Source organism: Leyella stercorea, assembly GCF_021531355.1.
In the GTDB taxonomy this organism is placed as follows: Bacteria; Bacteroidota; Bacteroidia; order Bacteroidales; family Bacteroidaceae; genus Prevotella.
In genome coordinates, this window is the sequence record NZ_JADYTS010000017.1 from 1 (window position 1) to 17,596 (window position 17,596).

General features: G+C 48.3%; 14 protein-coding genes. 2 read left to right on the forward strand and 12 right to left on the reverse strand.

Translation table 11 applies throughout. The features are described from left to right. Positions 1–92: 92 nt before the first annotated feature. From I6E38_RS05620 to I6E38_RS05655, 8 genes are all read right to left on the reverse strand, one after another. A complete protein-coding gene (locus I6E38_RS05620; RefSeq protein WP_235393068.1) occupies positions 93–1,121 on the reverse strand; it encodes a virulence RhuM family protein in 1,029 nt (342 codons plus the stop codon). A 130-nt stretch (positions 1,122–1,251) separates the two neighbouring features. Beyond that, positions 1,252–1,839: a trypsin-like serine protease gene (locus I6E38_RS05625; RefSeq protein WP_235393069.1), complete on the reverse strand. Its 588-nt coding sequence runs from the start codon at positions 1,837–1,839 to the stop codon at positions 1,252–1,254. Continuing rightward, positions 1,832–2,677 carry a PDDEXK family nuclease gene (locus I6E38_RS05630; protein ID WP_235393070.1) on the reverse strand — a complete coding sequence of 282 codons (846 nt, stop codon included), beginning with the start codon at positions 2,675–2,677 and terminating at the stop codon, positions 1,832–1,834. Before I6E38_RS05630 ends, I6E38_RS05625 begins: the two co-directional genes overlap by 8 nt. A 28-nt stretch (positions 2,678–2,705) precedes the next feature. Further along, entirely contained in the window at positions 2,706–2,912 is a 207-nt protein-coding gene (locus tag I6E38_RS05635; RefSeq protein ID WP_007896971.1) for a DUF3791 domain-containing protein, read from the reverse strand. Positions 2,913–3,099: 187 nt separating this feature from the next. Then, positions 3,100–4,113, reverse strand: coding sequence for a GGGtGRT protein (locus tag I6E38_RS05640; RefSeq protein ID WP_007896973.1), 1,014 nt, complete (start codon positions 4,111–4,113; stop codon positions 3,100–3,102). Between the two features lie 17 nt (positions 4,114–4,130). After that, positions 4,131–4,832 (reverse strand): iron-sulfur cluster assembly scaffold protein, encoded by a 702-nt coding sequence (locus I6E38_RS05645; RefSeq protein ID WP_235393071.1) that lies wholly within the window; start codon positions 4,830–4,832, stop codon positions 4,131–4,133. Positions 4,833–5,044: 212 nt separating this feature from the next. Then, entirely contained in the window at positions 5,045–6,661 is a 1,617-nt protein-coding gene (locus I6E38_RS05650; RefSeq protein ID WP_235393072.1) for a RagB/SusD family nutrient uptake outer membrane protein, read from the reverse strand. 22 nt (positions 6,662–6,683) lie between these two features. Continuing rightward, positions 6,684–9,380: a SusC/RagA family TonB-linked outer membrane protein gene (locus tag I6E38_RS05655; protein WP_235393073.1), complete on the reverse strand. Its 2,697-nt coding sequence runs from the start codon at positions 9,378–9,380 to the stop codon at positions 6,684–6,686. Between the two features lie 110 nt (positions 9,381–9,490). Here I6E38_RS05655 and I6E38_RS05660 point away from each other — a divergent pair, with 110 nt between their 5' ends. Further along, a complete protein-coding gene (locus tag I6E38_RS05660; RefSeq protein ID WP_235393074.1) occupies positions 9,491–10,945 on the forward strand; it encodes an oligosaccharide flippase family protein in 1,455 nt (484 codons plus the stop codon). An 8-nt stretch (positions 10,946–10,953) separates the two neighbouring features. On the opposite strand, the gene I6E38_RS05665 is transcribed toward I6E38_RS05660, so the two are convergent. The 4 genes from I6E38_RS05665 to I6E38_RS05680 form a co-directional block, all read right to left on the reverse strand. Next, positions 10,954–12,840, reverse strand: coding sequence for a family 20 glycosylhydrolase (locus tag I6E38_RS05665; RefSeq protein WP_407936648.1), 1,887 nt, complete (start codon positions 12,838–12,840; stop codon positions 10,954–10,956). A 91-nt stretch (positions 12,841–12,931) separates the two neighbouring features. Next, positions 12,932–13,378 (reverse strand): NanQ anomerase/TabA/YiaL family protein, encoded by a 447-nt coding sequence (locus I6E38_RS05670; protein ID WP_235393075.1) that lies wholly within the window; start codon positions 13,376–13,378, stop codon positions 12,932–12,934. Between the two features lie 6 nt (positions 13,379–13,384). Next, entirely contained in the window at positions 13,385–14,497 is a 1,113-nt protein-coding gene (locus I6E38_RS05675) for an SGNH/GDSL hydrolase family protein (protein WP_235393076.1), read from the reverse strand. A 70-nt stretch (positions 14,498–14,567) separates the two neighbouring features. Beyond that, complete coding sequence (locus I6E38_RS05680) at positions 14,568–15,356, reverse strand: Cof-type HAD-IIB family hydrolase (RefSeq protein ID WP_235393077.1); 789 nt, start codon at positions 15,354–15,356, stop codon at positions 14,568–14,570. Positions 15,357–15,653: 297 nt separating this feature from the next. On the opposite strand from I6E38_RS05680, the gene I6E38_RS05685 reads away from it, so the two are divergent. Then, a complete protein-coding gene (locus I6E38_RS05685; RefSeq protein WP_235393078.1) occupies positions 15,654–17,477 on the forward strand; it encodes an ATP-dependent DNA helicase in 1,824 nt (607 codons plus the stop codon). Positions 17,478–17,596 lie beyond the last annotated feature (119 nt).

A 17,596-nucleotide genomic window follows, 5' to 3' on the forward strand; every position in this document is an offset into this window, starting at 1 on the left:
TTTTGCTCTCGCTAAACGATATACAAAAGGAGGGTGCACCATAAATGACCATAGTCAATTATGACACACCCTCTTATTATTTTATATTGTTCTTACTTTTCTTCTTTCTTGTCTCCTCCCATCAACCTTTTTTGCTCACGCTCAAAGTTCTCCAAGAAGTGAATCTCTACAGGCGAGAGGTTGTTCTTGGTACGTTCCTTGAATTTGTCGTATTCATGGTCGGCTTTCTCTTTGGCGAGCTTGGCGGAGATTTTGCCTGCATGAGTGAGGATGTCTTTTCGGGAGATACGGAGGAAGTCATCGAGAATATTAATCCAGTCCTTCATATACATAGGGCGGTGTTCCTCGGCTTGCATTTCGGCGAAGTCAAGATATAGGCTCACGATGCGGTTCAAGGACTTTACTTCTTCGTGGGTGAGGTAGTTTTTGGCTATTTCTGCTTCTGGTTTTGACGGCATAGCTCCAGACCATGTTGTAAGTCCCATAAAGTCTTTCTCGGCATTGGCTCTCTCGTATATTATTTCCGCCGCCGTATGACCATGTACAGAATAGTGCATCTTGTTCTGTACTGTCTTGAAGAACTTTTGTGTCATTTCCACTCGTGGGTCATAGTCGATACTGAGGGCATAAATCTCCAACACCTTGCGATAGAACACCTTCTCACTGGAGCGGATGTCACGTATTCTTGCAAGCAGTTCGTCAAAGTAGTTGCCACCTCCTGCTCTCTTCAATAAGTCATCGTTCATAGCAAAGCCTTTTACGATATACTCCTTCAGTACCTTAGTAGCCCATATTCTGAACTGAACACCACGATAAGAATGTACACGATAACCTACGCTGATAATCATGTCGAGGTTGTAGAAAGCCACTTGATGTTCCTGAACTTTTCCCTCAATAGCTCCATGTTTAGTGGTTGTTGCAAAAAATGCAACAACCTCTTTTTCGTCCAACTCTCCATCCTCCAACACATTCTTTATATGTCGTGAGATTGTGGACTTGTTACGCTGGAATAACTCTGCCATCTGGTCAAGTGATAGCCAGACAGTATCGTTCTGCAACTTCACTTCTATCTGTGAATCGCCATCAGGAGTTTGATATAATAAAAATTGCCCTTTATCCATATTTTTCTATTGCTTATTCCTCAGCTCCGCTATCAAGTCGTTTACAATTACGGCGATAGCTACAGAAGCACTTACCATCGGGTTGTTACCCATGCCAAGGAGGTTTCAGATTTGCTTTATGTAGTATAGTTCATTCATTACCTTTCCTAATTAACGTGACAATGCTTGCAGACGATTGAAACACACATCTAGGAGTTCCTGGTTCTCCAGCTATCAATACTCCATATACAGTATTACCATTCATCAAGGGACTACCACTATCTCCTTTGCGTAGGATCTTGTCTGTATGACATTCACAATAATCTGTTGTATGTGTCACTTTTCCTATACAAGTATGCATTTGAATGACCTCTTTCTTTGTGAAGATTGAAGAACGACCAGAATGGATATCATCTACAACCACTCTACTCCTTGAAATATTAGTTAGTTCTTGACCGATAATAGGCATATCTTCTGCAAAAACGAGAGGACTATTAACACCCGTACAATTGAATATAGCAACATCAGGTTTATTTGGATTGGGAATATCTCCATTCGGAGAATTGAAGAATATAGCCTCGTTCTTATTCAATACTATTCTCTGTCCGTTAAAGTAGATTGAATGAATTTGACCTTCATTAAACACATGACCTGCTGTAATAAAGAGATTGCCAACAAAGAAACCTACTCCATCAGATGTTCCCCCGTCTATAAATGTTATATAATCTTCCCTATTCATATTTGAAACCTTCTACATATTCAACATCAAGTTCTTCTACAAGTACTTTGTTTTGAGAAGAAATTTTTCCTGCTGTCACCAAAAGCACCTTAATCTCATAGTCTTTACATTCTATATTCCTTAGTGCGTCCATAACAGCATAATATTTCACACATTGAAAAACACCACGAGCAATATCTTGGTCTGGAGAAATACCTGGTTTAACTTCTATAGCAACATGTGTGCCGTCAGAAAGTTCAAAGTAGACATCAAGTCTATCTCCAGAAGGCAGGATATGTTCTGTCTCTGCAAAATCAACATCCTTATAGTTTATACTTTCGGGATGCTGACAGATATATTCTTTCAAGGCTTTATGCTCTTCTCCCTCCCCACCATAAATACAACGAGGATTCTTTATTGCTTCCAGTTGTTTTTCTGTAAATGGAACGGCTTCTTTCAATTCTAATTCTTTTAAGACCCAATCCCAATGAGGAAAATTCATAGCATTACTATCAAGCCCTTTCACAAACACACGTTTACCATTCTCGTCCAAATCGTTGTATTGAGGACTGACGAACTCAAAGCCTTCAGAAGGAAGCATTGTCTTGGCATTTTTACAAAGAGAATTAAGCGTTGGAATTTCGCGACCTGATTTAGTTGACAAATTATCCAGCACTTGTTGTACGAAATACAAGGCATGACCAATTCCCAAAAACTTAGACTTGCCTATCGCATGAGCCAAATCCCCATAAGTATGCTCGTTGTGACCTGTTTTTGCCCAATGTATCATAACCGGAATCATTAAACGAACATTTTTTCTCGTTGCCTCAGTACTAATTGCGTCATCTATTATATTCATACCAAACTACTCTATGTATTTTAGAAATCTATTGCTTATTCCTCAGCTCCGCTATCAAGTCGTTAACAATGTATGTGTCGCTCATCAGATGCAGCCCGAGGTCTTTGTCGTGAAGCATACGGCAGACATCAGAGTCATAGAATATCTGCAAGGCTCTATCGGTAGATATGTGCAACGTATCAGCTAACTGTGCTATGATACGAGCTATTTTGTTCCATAATAAGAAGTCTAACATAACTATACCCTTTCGTATGATTTAAAGTTCATTGTCTCCATTGCAAATAATTAGTATTCAAATGCAAATATATACTTTTCATTTGAAACCTCGTGCGTCTTTCAAGTTAAAATAAAAAAACGACTCCCATAATCCTTGCGGACTATGGGAGTCATCATATTATGTAAATCTCGCTAAGAGCGAAGAATTACTTCTTGTTCAGTGCGAGGTCGATAGCAACGGCGATAGCTACAGAAGCACCTACCATTGGGTTGTTACCCATACCGAGGAAGCCCATCATCTCTACGTGAGCAGGAACTGAAGAAGAACCTGCGAACTGAGCGTCAGAGTGCATACGACCGAGGGTATCAGTCATACCGTAAGAAGCAGGACCTGCAGCCATGTTATCCGGGTGCAATGTACGGCCTGTACCACCACCTGAAGCTACTGAGAAGTAAGGCTTACCGGCGAGGATACGCTCCTTCTTGTATGTACCAGCTACCGGGTGCTGGAAACGTGTCGGGTTGGTAGAGTTACCAGTGATTGATACGTCTACGTCCTCGCTCCAGTTGATTGCTACACCCTCGCGAACGTCGTTGGCACCGTAGCAGTTAACCTTAGCACGGGGACCGTCTGAGTAAGCGATGCGGTCTACAACCTTCAACTCACCTGTGTAGTAGTCGAACTCTGTCTTAACATATGTGAAACCGTTGATACGGCTGATGATCTGAGCAGCATCCTTGCCAAGACCGTTGAGGATAACGCGCAGAGGGTTCTTGCGAACCTTGTTAGCCATCTCTGCAATCTTGATAGCACCCTCAGCAGCAGCGAAAGACTCGTGACCAGCCAAGAAAGCGAAGCACTGAGTCTCCTCGCGGAGCAGACGAGCAGCGAGGTTACCATGGCCAAGACCAACCTTACGGTCGTCAGCAACAGAACCAGGAATGCAGAAAGCCTGCAAACCTACACCGATAGCCTCAGCAGCATCGGCAGCTGTCTTAACGCCACGCTTGATAGCGATGGCAGCACCTGCAACGTATGCCCACTTTGCGTTCTCGAAGCAGATACGCTGTGTGTCCTCACACATCTGATAAGGATCGACACCTGCAGCTTCGCAAATCTCGTTAGCCTCTTCAAGGCTCTTGATTCCCTCAGCGTTAAGAGCGGCAAGAACCTGAGCCTCGCGGCGCTCCTGACTTTCGTAACTTACTTTTCTAATCATAGTTGTGTATCTCCTTATTATTCTTTACGTGGATCAATTGCTTTAACAACACCCTGCTCAGCAGTTGTACGACCGTAAGAGCCAGTGAACTTCTTCACAGCCTCGTTAGCGTCCATACCGTTCTTGATGGCTTCCATCATCTTGCCGAGGTGAACATACTCATAACCGCAAACCTGGTTGTCCTTGTCGAGGAACTGACGTGTGATGTAGCCCTCTGTGAGCTCCAAGTAGCGTGTACCCTTAGCTACAGTACCGTAGAGAGTACCTGTCTGTGAGCGAAGACCCTTGCCGAGGTCCTCAAGACCAGCACCGATAACAAGACCGCCCTCAGAGAAAGCGCTCTGTGTACGTCCGTAAACGATCTGGAGGAAAAGCTCGCGCATAGCTGTATTGATAGCGTCGCAAACGAGGTCAGTGTTCAGGGCCTCGAGGATTGTCTTGCCGGGGAGAATCTCAGAAGCCATAGCTGCTGAGTGAGTCATACCGGTACAACCGATAGTCTCAACGAGAGCCTCCTGGATGATGCCGTCCTTAACGTTCAGAGAGAGCTTGCAAGCACCCTGCTGAGGAGCACACCAACCCACACCGTGAGTATAACCAGAAATATCCTTAATCTCCTTGGCATAAATCCATTTTCCCTCTTCAGGAATTGGAGCCGGTCCGTGGTTAGGACCCTTTGCGACAACGCACATGTTGTCTACTTCTTTTGAATAAATCATAATCGGTATAATAAAATAAATTATTAATGAAAAATCTTCGCTGTATTGAGTGGTTTATACCTTATATATAAATAAGGTGTACTCACCTTACCCATTAACGATTACAAAATTACAAAAAAAGAATCACACCATACCTATTAAAAGGTATTTTTTTGATTACATTTTCGTATTTCTACATTATTTGTTTTCAATCGTTAAAATAAGGCAGCGTATCAATAACCCGGATTCTGTTCGAGGTTAGGATTCAGCTCACGAACCTTACCAGGAATGGGGAACACAGTTGTGTAGCCCTTCTTGTCGGCTTCGGATGGAGTGTGTATGTCATACGGCTTGTTGTAGGTGCCGAAGCGTATCATGTCCTGACGGCGCCAACCTTCCCATACAAGTTCCAACAGACGTTCATCAAGTATGTTGTCAAGTGTGGCATGAAGCGAAGGCATTCCAACACGATTGCGCACTGCATTCAACTCTTCATCGCCTGATTCTCCATTCCTCACTTTGGCTTCAGCCTTCATGAGCATTACGTCGGCATAGCGATAGAGCACGATATCGTTGTCGGGCATACGACCGTCGGAATATGCCGTGCGGTCTACCTCATACTTCTTCATACGTGCACCGGCAGTCTCGATATACTGACTTGCCGTGAGATTCTGTTCGACGGCAAGAGGCTTGTATTCGAGCGGTGTGCCATCGTCGAGCGTTACGTTGCTGCCGTCAACCTCAACCTTGCCAGTATAGAAGTTCATGTCAAGACGAGTGTCGGGCAACGGAGTGTTGTAACCATATACCGCCATAGTATGAAGAGTGGCGCAAGTACCGTTCTCCGATGCTCCACCATAAGCTCCACCATGAGCGTAGTGGCGCGAACGGAAGAGATAATGAAACTCGTTAAGATAAAGCATCTTGTCCAACGGAATGGTGAAGATATTCTCATTGGAATTCTCATTATGCACGGCAAAGTTCTTGGTATAATCGCTCTCGAGTGAATATCCGGCTGAAGCAATCAGGTTGCAATAATGAATACATGTGAGCCAAGCGTTCTTCTGCGTGCCGTCTACATCAATCATTATCGTCTTGCCATCAGGACGGTACGAATCAGTCCAATTGTCGTCGGTATAAACCTCTGCGTTGAGGGCAAGTTTGGCAAGCAGAAACCAAGCCACGGGGCGTGTCACCCTACCGTAATAGTTGCCCTGCAAATTGCTGTGCTCATTTGGCAGGAGCGGTGCGACTGTCTGAAGTTCCTTCACGATATACTTGAACACATCGCTGCGATTGCTCTGCCGTATATCGACCGTCTTCTGTGTTGACGACTCCAATATCGGAATGCGTCCGAACATATCCATAGCATAATAATAGAACATGGCACGAACGGCACGTACCTCAGCCTTATACTCGTCACGTTGCTGGTCGTTGAGCAGAGATTTATGCTGGTCGATAGTCTCAAGCGACTTCGTTGAAAGTACTATAACCTTGTAGAGATATTTCCACACGTTATACAGGTCGGTGTCAGTAGCTGTCCATGTATGGTCGTACATGTTCTCCCACAGACCACCATCATACCAGTTGCCACCACGAATGGGGATAATAGCCTCATCAGTAGTTAGCGTATTGTAGTCGTATATTCCTCGACAAGTGCCCTGCAATCCCTCGCCTTCCTCGTGCGCACCGATATAATTGTAGAGCGAGGCGACTGCATTGACATACAGACTGTTTGCAGAATCGTAAATCTCCGACTCGGGTATCTGATCCTTTGGAGTCTCATCGAGACAACTCGTAAACGAAAGCGAGATGGCGAGCAAAGGCAATGCGAATATTTTCTTGTTCATAGTCTTGAATACTTTTATAAGTTTAGAACTGCACGCTAACTCCCACCGAATATGTACGATATGTAGGATAACACCGTTTGTCGTCAATGCCCATTGACGAGTTGACAACATAGGAGTTGATCATTGGTGTGAGTCCACTGTAGGAAGTGATAGTTGCAAGATTGTTAACGCTGCACGATACACGCAGCGAGCGCACAACGCGACTCTTCAGCGGAACATTGTAGCCTATGGTGAGATACTCGAAGTTGAGATAGTCGCCACGTTCAAGCCAATAGTCCGACACATTCTGGTCGACAATGTTACGTTCGGGCGCGCCTTTCAGCACGTTGTATATAGGGAACGACGACATATTGTTGTATGCCAAAGCCGTACCGTTGAATATTTTGTGTCCGAAGGCTCCATTCATTTGCAGCGACATATAGAAGTCCTTATAGCGCAGCGAGATGTTCGAACCCAGCGTAGCCTTAGGTGTAGCCTGTCCGCAAATGCGTCGGTCGCCACCATCGCCGAAGTCAATTGTTCCGTTGTTGTCGAGGTCTTCAATCTTATACTTCATAGTGCCTTGCTCGTCCTTGTAAAGTCCTGTGCAGTGCGGCAGATAGAACACGCCCAAGGGCTGGCCCACAATCTGATAGAGCACATGATTGTTGTCGCCACCGTTCTGACCAGCTCCGTCTATAGAGCCTATAGCAGTGATCTTGGCAGCCGACATGTTCATACCATTATAGTTGCCCGACAGCGACAGCAGCTTGTTCTTCTGCAACGAGAGGTTCATACTTATATTCAGATCAACGTCCTTAGTCTGAACCGGTGCTATAGAAAAACCTATTTCAAGACCCTGATTGGACATCGAACCTATATTTGCCAACAACTTGTCATAAGCGAACGGCGGCACCGGCACGTCGTACGAGTAGAGCATGTCGGAAGTCTTAGAGTAGTAATACTCAGCGGTAAGCATCAGTCGGTTATGCCACAATCCTATCTCTCCACCGATATTGAATGTCGACTTTGTCTCCCACATCAGGTCGGGGTTGTTGTTGCGTATTGTGCCGAGCGTCACCGTTGGAGTATTATTCACCGGAACGATGCCCGTCTGCTGCACATTGTTCATTGTGGTGTAGGCAGAGATTCCACCGAGATTGCCCGAACGTCCGTAACCGGCTCGCAGCTTCAATGTGTTGATACCATTAAAATCACGCAAGAAGCCTTCCTTCTTGACATCCCATTCAGCCGATACCGAAGGGAAGAATCCCCAAGTATGGTTGTCGCCCACCATCGACGAACCGTCGCCACGCATGGTAAGCGTCAGCTTATACTTATTATATAATGTATATGAAGCGTTGGCCATAACAGATGCCAACGACAGGTCCTCGTATGTGCTGCCCGTAGCACCATAAGGACGCGACGACGTAGCACCAATATTGTCGTAGCCGAAATCATTGGTTGTTATGCCTTTGGCACGACTCCAGAATGCCGTACGTTCCTGATAGTGATACTCAGCAGACAATCCGGCAGAGAGAGCGTGTGCTCCCCACGTATGCGCATAGTCGAGCGATACGTTGCCAAGATACTCCTGATTCTTGAACTCACCACGATAGACATTGCCCTGCGCCCACACCCATGTCGGACAAAACTCGGAGTTCTCATCAGACGAATAGGAATAGCTGCCGAATGCCGACAGCTTGAGCGACGGCGCAAGATTGTACACCAGGCGCATGTGTGTATTGAAGTACATCTCCTTTTGGTCGCTTCGTTCGGCAAGAACGGCACCGGGAGGATTGATGCGATAAGCCGAACCGTTCTTGATCCAATTGCCATTGGCATCGCGTCCGGCAGGATATGTAGGGTTCTGGCATGCTGCTGAATAGAAAAGCATCTGCGGGTCGAATATGTCATTGTTCTTGTATGTAGAACCGAACACACCGAAGTCGCCCGTCAGACGATTGTCGAAGGCATGTTGCATGACATCAATCTTTGCCACGAAATTGTTGTAGTCCTTATCCTTGATGATGGTATTGTGGTCGATATATCCAAACGAAGCACGATAGTTGGACTGCTCCGAACCGCCGCTGAACGCCAGGTAATGGTTCTGCACAAATCCGGTTCGGGTGATGACATCATAGAAGTTGTTGTTGAATCCGCCATTGTTGGCATGCACACCGAGCCGTTTGGCAGTGGCGAGATATTCGTCAGCCGACAGCATATTGAGTTTCTTCGACATCGACTCAATACCTATATTAGTCTCATACGAAATCTGGAATCCCTTGCCCGTACCCTTCTTGGTCTTCACCTCTATCACGCCCGAAGCGCCACGCGAACCATACAGAGCAGTCTCGGAAGCATTCTTCAGCACCGAGAAACTCTCAATGTCGGCAGGATAGATAGTGGACAGTGTGGCAATGTCGCTCGTCACGCCGTCGATGATGACAAGCGGGTCGTTGCCTCCAACAATAGATGTGGTACCACGCACTCTTACTGACGACAGCTGAGCCATGCGGTCCATGCCGTTGGACGTGACATTGACACCGGTAGCATTGCCGTTCAACACATCGAGAGCATTGTTTATGATACCTTTGTTCTGAACCTTCAGATAAGTTGGAATTGTATCGCGCTGCACACGCAGTTCCTGCACCTGTGCTGCTATCGGAGTTGTGACAAACAGCGACAGTCCTGCCGCTGCTAAAACGTAGGGATATAGTTTCAGCTGTTGTCCAATCATAGGGTTTTGGTGTTTTAGGTTTATTATAATGGTGCTAAGTTACAAATTAATTTGCAATTAGATGTTAATGCACAGATAATATTTTAACTTTTATATCGTTAGTGAATATAATGAAGAATAATAACGGCAGCTATTCGCACATATTAAAATACACGAGCCTTTTTGGTGGCGTGCAGATGCTCAACATACTTATCGGACTGATTCGCAACAAACTTGTTGCCGTATTGCTTGGTCCGTTGGGTATGGGCATTGTCGCATTATATACGTCGACTATCAATTTCATTGTCAATACATCCAACCTCGGCATTCATGCCAGTGCAGTAAAAGAACTGTCGCAGGCTTTCGAGACGGGCGACACTGGTTTGCTAAATCACAAGATACACGTGCTCAGACACTGGACGTGCATTACGTCGCTATTGGGCATGATGGCGTTCGCATGCCTGTCGCCATTACTCAGCAGGTGGACATTCGCCACCTACAACTACACCATACAATTCATCTGTCTTGCTCCGGTAGTTGCCATTACCATCATTGCATTGGGCGAAACGGCTATACTTAAAGCCACCCGACTGCTGCGCCAGCTTGCCATCGTATCCGTATGCGGTGCTGTGGGCGTACTGGCTGTGTCGGTACCGATATATTGGATATACGGTTGCGATGGCATAGTGGCGTCGCTTGTGCTTATGGCTGTAGTGCAGGCACTTACCGTAACAGCCTATTCGCTGCGCCGCTATCCGCTCAGTTTCGCCATAAGCAAGGCGTGTGTGCACGAAGGTAGGGCATTCCTCGGGCTTGGCATCGCCTTTGTAGTGTCGGGCATTATGGGCAGTGGCGTCGAGATGGCGATAAGAGCCTATCTGAGCAACGCTGCCGACATAGCCACCGTAGGACTCTACAATGCTGTGTATGCTATGGTGTTCACATACGCTGGCATTGTGTTTACGGCTATGGACACCGACTATTTTCCTCGTCTTTCGGGCATAAGCAGCAACGGCAGCGAACTCAACGATGCCGTAAACCGACAGATTGGTGCAACCATGGCTATCGTCTCGCCCCTCGCTGTACTCTTCATACTGTGCATGCCCGTGCTTTTGCCATTGCTGTACAGCGGAAAGTTCGCCGCAGCTCTGCCTATGCTGCAGGTTGCAGCGCTTTCGATGTACTGTCGCGGAGTGTATCTGCCTATTGAATATGTGGCTTTGTCACGCGGCGACTCAAAAACGTTTATTGTGGTGGAAGTATTCAGCGGAGTGCTGCTCGTGTCGTTTGTAGTGCTGGGATTTGAGACGCTCGGTCTGAAGGGAATGGGTATAGGCATCACGGCAGCCTACTTTGTCGAGATGTTTTTCGCATGGGCAGTGTGCCGTATGAGGTACGGCTACCGGATGTCGGGCACCATCATCAAGACCACCATACCGCACATGGTTTGCGGACTTTGCATGTATGCCATAACAAACGTAGGCAACACCTTATGGTATTGCCTACTTGGAGTGATGGTTTTCGTTATCGACGCATTTCTGTCGATAAGTTCTATACGCGAAAACGTTGGTAAATTAAAACGTTGACATTATCATTACGGCATGACAACCGTGGCTGAGAACATCCATTTTACGAGTCGAGTCTCTTTAGCCTGGAACTTGCCTACGGGCAACTTCAGCACCAGCTTGTTCCAACCCTTGTTCAATCGGATGGCGACGGGCGGACGCGATACGCAGTTCTCGTTGCGCATCGGCAGTTCGTTGGTGCGTTCGGTGTGGGTGTTTGTCCACACGGGGGGCATTATCTCATTGCCGTTAATCCATGCACGGCTGCCCTTATAGTCCCACGTTCCGGCACGTGGTGGCAGATCGCTTTCCGAACGGCTGTAGTTGTAAGTTTCCAGATACAGATGCGCCGTACACGCTTTCTTCGAGTAAATCCAGCGTGTGGCGTATGCCGTACTGTTCTCCTTAGGGTCTTTGTAGAATTCCGGAACGAGCGTTCCCCAGACATGGCGCAGATAGATTCCGTTACCTGTAATGGTGCGCGAATTGTACGTATTGCCGTTGTATTCATACGATTTCACATCAGTAGCAGGCGTGCCAACAGCTGCAAGATGTTCTTCGGGTGGGAAACTCATCTGCAGATTGCCGTCGTTGGGGAATGCGTCGGTGATGCGCCACTCCACGCCAGCCTGACGCTCGTAGGCAAACGGCTGTCCCTTCAACGTGTGCTGCTTGTGCCACAGCATACGGTTCTCAAACTCGGCAAACTCAGCCTTCTGCTCTGGTTCGTCGTCCCACAACAGCGTAGTCTTTCCGTCGAAATAGCCACGGCCTCCACCTCGCCATGCACGTTCAGCCAGTGTGAGCATGTAGGGATAGAAGTTGTTCTCGTCGAGAAGCTGTCGGGTGTTATCTATATAGCGGTCGTTCCAGAACGCTATGATGCAGCCAGCAAGGTCGTCGCCGCCCATCGGCTGATTGTAAATGCGGGAGTTGAAGAGCGCCACGAGGTCGGCATAGTTGTCGAAGTGGTTGGCATAGTGGAAACGGCAGTCGATGGCAGGAATGCCGGGCTGCGCCTTGCCACGATAACTCCACAACTGCGTCATGTCAATCTCGCCCTTCTTATATTTCCAACCAGGATTCCACGAAATCACTTTCTTGCCCTTTGAACGGACAAACGCTACCATCTCTGGCACGAACTGAGGATTGGTGAACTGCACTTCGTCTGTTCCTATATGCAGATATGGCACATCGAGAGCGTCGCAAGCCTCAGCTATGATGTCCTTCATTATGCGTGTGCCCTCAGCAGTCTGCATGCCGAAGCCGAAGGTGCGCTCAAAGGCTGCGCTATGACCCGGCATGTCAATCTCAGGGATGAGCAATACATGGTGCTGGCGGCAGAACTCAACGAGGTCGCGAGCCTCAGCCAGTGTGTAATACTTGCCCTTCGAGCGCTCCATATTGGCAGGTGCGTTGAGCTGCGGATACTTTTTGCTCTCCAGTCGCCACGCCTGATTCTCGGTGAGATGCCAGTGGAAGGTGTTTATCTTGAAGCGGCTGAGCATGGCTATTTCAGCCTTCAACTCGTCCATGGGAATGTAGCTGCGACCAATGTCGTGCATAAAGCCACGAATGCGGAACGCCGGCCAGTCGGTGATTTCGCACAACGGCAAGAGCTGTTTGCCCTTCTTGTCTGTCTTCAGTTGTGCCATGGTCTGACGTGCCCAATATAGTCCGCGCTGTGTTGTCGCCTCAATGTTTACGCCCTTCGACGTTATTAGTATGTGGTAAGCCTCATCCTGGAATATGGCTCCGTCGATGTTGTTCACTATCTTTTCGTTCACAGGCACATCAGCCTTGACATACTTGCCCGTGAATGCAGACTTTTGCGGCATGGGCAGCAATGGCGGTATTGAGGCATGAGCCAAGCAGCAGAATACGGTAATTAGTAGAGTAGTAAATAAACGTTTCATATATAATAGTAAGAGGGGGTGCCAAAACATTAATATCATATTTTGACACACCCTTCCATGCAATAGTTAGTTTTAAAAAAATATCTTTATTTTAGAGCTTCACCTTAACGCAAAGCTTGCGCAACTTGCCCTCGCCGATGATAGGCGCATGCGGATCCTCGGGCCAAACAATCATGAACTGTCCCGGCTGCAGATTGATGTAGCTTGTGGCAGGCTCGGTGTAGAGTTCGCAGTCAGCTGCTTCGTCGTATGGTTTGGTCAGATTGGTGCAGTCCTCAAGCGGTTTCCAGCCTATCACCTCTACTCCATCGAGCGGAATATGGATGTCGATATACTGGCGATGAACCTCAAGCACCTGCTTGTCGGCTGTCACGCAAGTAGGATTGGTGTTGTTGATGAACAGATTGTCGCCGTCGATGTCAATGCGTCCGCATGGAGTGTTGAGCAGGTCGTGGCTCTTGACATAGTCGAATACTTTCTTGAACAGTGGGTGCAGCGACTCGATGCGGTCGCTATGCTTAAGTGTTGATACGATCATAGATTTTTATTTTTTAGTTAATATTGTTCTTATCTTGCGCTTGTAGGCCTCAGCGTAGGCACGGCAACCGGTGTCGTTGGGGTGGGTTCCCTCAATCATGTCGTCCTCCTTGAGCTTTATCTCGCTGCCATACATATAATACAGTCCCTTAACACCTTCGGCCTGAAGCTGCTTGTAGGCCTTGTGCAGAGCCTGACTTGCACGACGATAGTGGCCGGCTATGTCGGCACGGAAGATGCTGTCGGGTTGTGGATGGTTCTCAACCAGCAATATCGGAGCCTTGCTCACGCTGCGAAGCTTGCGCACTCCAGCCAATACCCGCTTGGTGATTTCGGCTACGGGCAGGTTGTTGCTGTTGGGGATGGGGTCGAGTACGAACAGACGTGCGTCTATCTCGCCCAACATGTCGAACACGGCTGGCTCCATATAGGCGCTGCCCGAGAATCCGAGATTAATCAAAGGAAAGCCCATCTCGCGACCTACGATGTTGGGAATGGACATGCCCGGACGCGAAGGCGATGCTCCGTGAATGATTGACGAGCCGTAAATCACTACGGGACGCTCCTTCGACTGGCGCATAAACTGGAAGTTGCTCTTGCTGTCAACACCCACGGCAAGCCATTTCACGCCATTGTAGTTGGGCAGATACAGGGTGTATTCGGTACTGCGATTGGCAGGAACCGAGAGCTTGGGGAAGGATATTGTTATGGTGTCGCCCTTCATGCTCCATCGCATATGGTTGCCTATCCAGTGCATCTTGCCGTCAGCGGCTTTGCCGTAGAGGTCGACACCCGAGTGAACCATGCCCGAGAGGTTGAACGTGCCGTAGTTGTGCGATGTGCAGACATACTTGACTGCGATGTTGGGCGATGTTGTGACGAAGCGCACGGTGAGTCCGGCGGTCATCGTTGAGTTGCCCCAAACTCTTCCAGGCACAGTGGCCTTGAAGCGCTGCGGCAGTCGGTTGTACGACTTTCCCATCTCCTTGTTCCAAGCACGGCCGCAGATGTAAGGCTCGTTGGCATCGGTAGGGTTCATCCATTTGGTCTGGGCATTTACCATAGCAGGGATGCCCACAATGATAATCAGTAAAGAACGTAGAATAGTAGAAATTTTCATAGTTTTCAGTTGTTTTGCAGTTTATGGTCAGTCGTTCTATAGCTTTGGGCTATTGTTGTTATAGCCCCGGTCAGTTGTCAATGACTCCGAAGTGTAGCAATGCGTTTCTTATGCCGTCGTCGTCGACGCTTGTGGTGACATAGTCGGCCTCGGCCTTCACCTTGTCGAGTGCATTGCCCATGGCTACACCTACCCCGGCGGCACTAAGCATCGACATGTCGTTGCCTCCGTCGCCAAACGCCATTGTCTCGCTTATGTCCAGTCCCATGTATTGGGCTATGGCACGTATGCCGTTGGCCTTGTCGGCTGCTGCCGATGTTATGTCGCAGAAGGCAGGATACCAGCGTGCCGATGTGCATCCCGGCAAATCGGGCAATATGCTGCGCTCCTCGTCTTCGGTGAGGAACGGCGTTATCTGTAGTATTCCCTGACGGATGACGTCGTCGACGGGCACGTCAAACTTGTCATAGTCTATCTTCAGCATGTCGTAGAAGACGTGGTTGACAAGGTCGTTGCGGTTCACTATCTGTATGTCTTTCTTGCCCACAACCACAGCCGGCAAGTTGCGCTCTATGCAGAAGTCGACCACGGCATGGGCTTCGTCAAAGGGTATGAGGTCTTCGCGCACGGTATGGTCGCCGTACGTGCAGAGTGCTCCTGTGGCGAGTATGTAGCCGTCCATTATCTGTTCCACCTCGCGAATGTTGTTGAGCAACTGGCGCGGACGACCCGTAGCCGTAAATATCTTAACGCCACGGTCGTGAGCCTCGTGCAACGCCTGGATTGTAGACTCGGGTATATGGTGGGTGTTGAAGCTGACGAGCGTGCCGTCAACATCAAAGAACATTGCTTTTATCATATCACTGGCAAAGGTACTCAAAAAATGCCAATCATACAAAATACATACTCTTGATTGTTGTCAACAATGGTATAAGAATGGTGTAAATGTGGGCTGAATCATAAAAAATGACTACTTTTGCACAGCATTAAAATGCCGTCAAAACGAAATGTAGTCCTTTTGCACTCCAAAAGGACTCCTTTTGCCACCTAAAAGGACTCCTTTCGCAACCCAAAAGGACTCCTTTTGAAAAGTGAGGGAAATCAATACAATTCTGCATTGAATAACAGACCTAAAAGAAGCACATACATACAAGCAATGGAAATGAACGAACAGACGCAACTCGCGTGGAACATCATTGAGACAACCAATACAAACCTGTTCCTTACCGGTAAAGCCGGTACGGGTAAGACTACGTTTCTGCGCCGACTGAAGCAGGAGTCGTCGAAGCGCATTATCGTAGTGGCTCCTACGGGTATTGCTGCCATCAACGCCGAGGGCACTACCATTCATTCGTTCTTCCAACTGTCGTTTGCACCCTTTATTCCCGATGCGCAGTATAAGACGAAGGAACAGCAATACCGATTCTCCAAACAGAAGATTCGCGTTATACAATCTATCGACACGCTCGTGATAGACGAGATTTCCATGGTGCGAGCCGACCTGCTCGACGCTGTGGATGCCGTGCTGCGTCGTTTCCGCAAAAACCAGCTGCCGTTTGGAGGTGTTCAGATGGTCATGATAGGCGACCTTGGTCAGCTGGCACCCGTCGCCAAGGACGACGAGTGGCAACTGCTGGCACGCTATTATGCCACGCCCTACTTCTTCTCATCGCTCGCCTTGCAGCGCACCCGATATGCTATCGTAGAGCTGAAGACCGTTTACCGACAGAACGACCAGCGTTTTCTCGACATACTTAATAAGGTACGCGACAACCGTGCCGACGCTTCGGTGCTGGCTGCGCTCAACTCCCGATACATTCAGGGATTCCAACCTGACGCAGACGAGGGATACATACGACTCGTTACGCACAACTTCCAGGCGCAACGCGAGAACGACCGACAGCTCGACCTGCTGCCTGGCAAGGAGTTTACTTACGAGGCTAAGATTACGGGCAAGTATCCCGAAATGCTGTTTCCTACCGAACAGACGCTCACTCTGAAGCAGGGTGCGCAGGTGATGTTCGTCAAGAACGATTCGTCGGCTGAAAAGGCATACTACAACGGTATGATTGGCACCATCGAGGACATCAACCCTAAGAACTTCACGGTACGCACCAAGGACACTGGCAATGTGATAAAGGTGGAGCCAGACCAATGGGAAAACACACGATACGAAATCAACGAGAAGACAAACGAGATAACCGAGGAGATTGACGGCACCTTCAAGCAGTTCCCCGTGAAGCCGGCTTGGGCTATAACCGTACACAAGAGCCAGGGATTGACGTTCGATAAGGCTATCATCGACGTTCAGCGTGCCTTCACACACGGTCAGACTTACGTGGCTCTGTCGCGTTGCCGCACGCTCGAAGGACTCGTGCTGAGCGCTCCCCTGCCCCAACAGGCCATCATACGCGACGCTGCTGTCGACGACTACGCCACACACGCCATCGAACACACGCCTAACAGCGAGCAGATAGGCCAACTGCAACGCGACTACTATCTGTCGGTGGTGAGCGAACTGTTCGACTTCCGTCCGCTGCTCGACTCATTCAACCGTATGATCGACCTGCTCACGGGACATTTCCGCCGTGCTTACCCCAAACTGATATTGGAGTATAAGGCACGACTGGGCACCATTAAGACACAGATGTACGACGTGGCTGAACGCTTCAAGTTGCAATACAACCAAATCGTAATATCCACAGCCGACTATCAGCACGACCCGCATCTGCAGGAACGGCTCACCAAGGGTGCCACGTATTTCGCACGCACGCTGTCGGATGTGGAACAATTGGTCAAGTCGACCAAGGTGACTACCGACACACAGGACGTAAAGAAACGTTTCACCGAGCAACATGCAGCTCTCAAGGAAATGATAATGCAGAAGCGCGCGCTGCTCAATTATGTCAAGGACGAGGGTTTCCGACTCAACGACTATCTGCATCAGCGCGCCACAGTGCTTATTGGCAAGAAGCCGTAATTGCAGGAGGAAGGTTGCATTAAAACAACATTAGGAGGCTATGGCGTCCTCGCCGTAGCCTGCGCAGTTAGTCAATACCATTGCAAATAAAAAAAGGCTCTCGCCCATTCCATTATTAC

Excerpts from the sequence above, each read along its gene's own strand:
- I6E38_RS05665 (WP_407936648.1), bottom strand. The coding sequence starts at position 12,840 with ATGAAACGTTTATTTACTACTCTACTAATTACCGTATTCTGCTGCTTG.
- I6E38_RS05625 (WP_235393069.1), bottom strand. The coding sequence starts at position 1,839 with ATGAATAGGGAAGATTATATAACATTTATAGACGGGGGAACATCTGAT.
- I6E38_RS05670 (WP_235393075.1), bottom strand. The coding sequence starts at position 13,378 with ATGATCGTATCAACACTTAAGCATAGCGACCGCATCGAGTCGCTGCAC.
- I6E38_RS05655 (WP_235393073.1), bottom strand. The coding sequence starts at position 9,380 with ATGATTGGACAACAGCTGAAACTATATCCCTACGTTTTAGCAGCGGCA.
- I6E38_RS05640 (WP_007896973.1), bottom strand. The coding sequence starts at position 4,113 with ATGATTAGAAAAGTAAGTTACGAAAGTCAGGAGCGCCGCGAGGCTCAG.
- I6E38_RS05620 (WP_235393068.1), bottom strand. The coding sequence starts at position 1,121 with ATGGATAAAGGGCAATTTTTATTATATCAAACTCCTGATGGCGATTCA.
- I6E38_RS05685 (WP_235393078.1), top strand. The coding sequence starts at position 15,654 with ATGGAAATGAACGAACAGACGCAACTCGCGTGGAACATCATTGAGACA.
- I6E38_RS05635 (WP_007896971.1), bottom strand. The coding sequence starts at position 2,912 with ATGTTAGACTTCTTATTATGGAACAAAATAGCTCGTATCATAGCACAG.
- I6E38_RS05630 (WP_235393070.1), bottom strand. The coding sequence starts at position 2,677 with ATGAATATAATAGATGACGCAATTAGTACTGAGGCAACGAGAAAAAAT.
- I6E38_RS05660 (WP_235393074.1), top strand. The coding sequence starts at position 9,491 with ATGAAGAATAATAACGGCAGCTATTCGCACATATTAAAATACACGAGC.
- I6E38_RS05650 (WP_235393072.1), bottom strand. The coding sequence starts at position 6,661 with ATGAACAAGAAAATATTCGCATTGCCTTTGCTCGCCATCTCGCTTTCG.
- I6E38_RS05680 (WP_235393077.1), bottom strand. The coding sequence starts at position 15,356 with ATGATAAAAGCAATGTTCTTTGATGTTGACGGCACGCTCGTCAGCTTC.
- I6E38_RS05675 (WP_235393076.1), bottom strand. The coding sequence starts at position 14,497 with ATGAAAATTTCTACTATTCTACGTTCTTTACTGATTATCATTGTGGGC.
- I6E38_RS05645 (WP_235393071.1), bottom strand. The coding sequence starts at position 4,832 with ATGATTTATTCAAAAGAAGTAGACAACATGTGCGTTGTCGCAAAGGGT.